Consider the following 1,795-nt stretch of genomic DNA (forward strand, 5'->3'; position numbering starts at 1 on the left):
GAGGCTGGGCAAAAACTAGCCAGTAAATAAAAAACACAGATAGATTCAAGCTGATTTTGATGAAATCCAGCCGTACTGTCTGTGTTTTTCTTTTTATCTCTATTATCTTGGACTATTTTCTTGGCCAATTTCGTGAGATTCATACTCATTAGGAGGAATCCTATCTCTGTTTCAACCACTTTTTGTCCTCTGACATGAACTCTGCGCACGCCAAAAACACCCTTCATCCTACCAAATACAGGTTCGACATCCACCTTGCGTTTGGCATAAATGCGGGCTCCCTCTTTACTTGTCAATTCGTCTTTGACACGATTCTTGAAATAGTTCCACGTAGGATTGTACTGAATTTGTTTGAGGTTTCCTTTTTCCGTCCGTGCTAATTGGTCTAGCTCCTCACTAGCTTGTACTGGATCAGCTTCGTAAATCTTAATATCTCTCTCAAATCCATACTTATCCGTTCTTCGTGAATAATTCTTGAATGAATACACAACACCATCTGGCTTTATCCACTGATCAGAATCTTCTAGATAGGTCCAGTTTTCAGGATTGGCATCACTCTTCTTGTAGCTTTTCTTCTGCTCTTTCTGATATGTTCCGTAGGGAATCAGAGGCGTTTTCTCTAGGTCATCAAGGATAAAGCTGTAATTTTCTTCACTACCATATCCTGCATCTGCGACAATGTGTTGAAAGAGTTCTAGGTTTTGGATGGATTGAAGAAAAGGCTTGAGTGTACGAGTGTCAGTTGGATTCGGATACAATCCGTAAGCTAAGGCAAACTGGCTGTTTGTACCAAGTTGGAGGTTGTAACCAGGCTTGAGCTGACCATTCTTCATATGATCTTCTTTCATTCGCATGAATGTTGCATCGTGATCCGTTTTAGAATAGGAATTTCGCTCTTGTAGAATCTGTTTATCTCGTTCGTACTTCTGTTTCCGAACAAGAAAATCCTCTTTCAACTTTCTCTTTAGTTTCTTAATTCTTCTTCGTTTCTGTCTGTTGGCTGAGCCACCTTTAATGACTTTGGGCTCTTGTGAGATAGCATTTTCCACCTCATCTAATACTTGTTCGGTTTCTTGTAGGAGTTGGTTTAGTCCCTCGCTAGTGAGGCATTCTTCCTTGGACAAGGCAGTATTCACCCCTTCTTGGACTAGTTTGTCGTAGAGTGCTGAAATGTTTCCATTCAAGGCATCTTCGTAGCGTTCAACGGCCTTTTTCCACGTGAAGGAATACTTGTTGGCATCAGCTTCTACCTTTGTTCCATCAATGAAGAGAGCCTCATCTTCAATCAATCCATTCTCTCTGAGGAGGAGAGTGAAGTAGATGAAGGCAGTTTTGATGAGCTGATTGGCATGTGTGCTAGCCCGAAAACTGTTTATGGTCCGATAACAGACATAGGTATCCTGACTCAGCCATTTCATGGGAATGACTTCTTCATTCATTTGAACGATTTTCCGACCAGAGAATACTTGCCGAGCATAGGCAAATAGGGTCATTTTAAGCAACATAGCTGGATGAAAGGCAGGACGACCTGTGTGGGAAGTTTCTTCCAATAGAACGGATGAAGGAATAGTATCCACAAACTGACTAATCAGACGTGCCTCATGAGTAGCAGGTAAGTCCCAAGCAATATTTAATTCCAAACTAAGCTGATTTGTGTTATACTGTTTATACATTTTCATGCCTTTCTAGTTGTTTTGTGGTTATTATAATTATAAAGCATGAAGTGGAAAACGAGCAACTCCTAATTGGAATTGCTCGTTTTTTTATTGTGAGAAGCTAGTTTTTGCCCAGCTTC

1 protein-coding gene is annotated in these 1,795 nt (G+C 40.7%); it reads right to left on the minus strand.

Annotated elements, in window-relative coordinates; all coding sequences use genetic code 11:
* A partial coding sequence (locus ODU41_RS10715) for an IS1182 family transposase (protein ID WP_161947011.1) occupies nt 1–1,673 on the minus strand: 1,673 nt, incomplete at its 3' end.
* Between the last annotated feature and the right edge of the window lie 122 nt (nt 1,674–1,795).

It is taken from the genome of Streptococcus sp. 2022WUSS083 (assembly GCF_044427155.1).
Classification (GTDB): domain Bacteria; phylum Bacillota; class Bacilli; order Lactobacillales; family Streptococcaceae; genus Streptococcus; species Streptococcus hashimotonensis.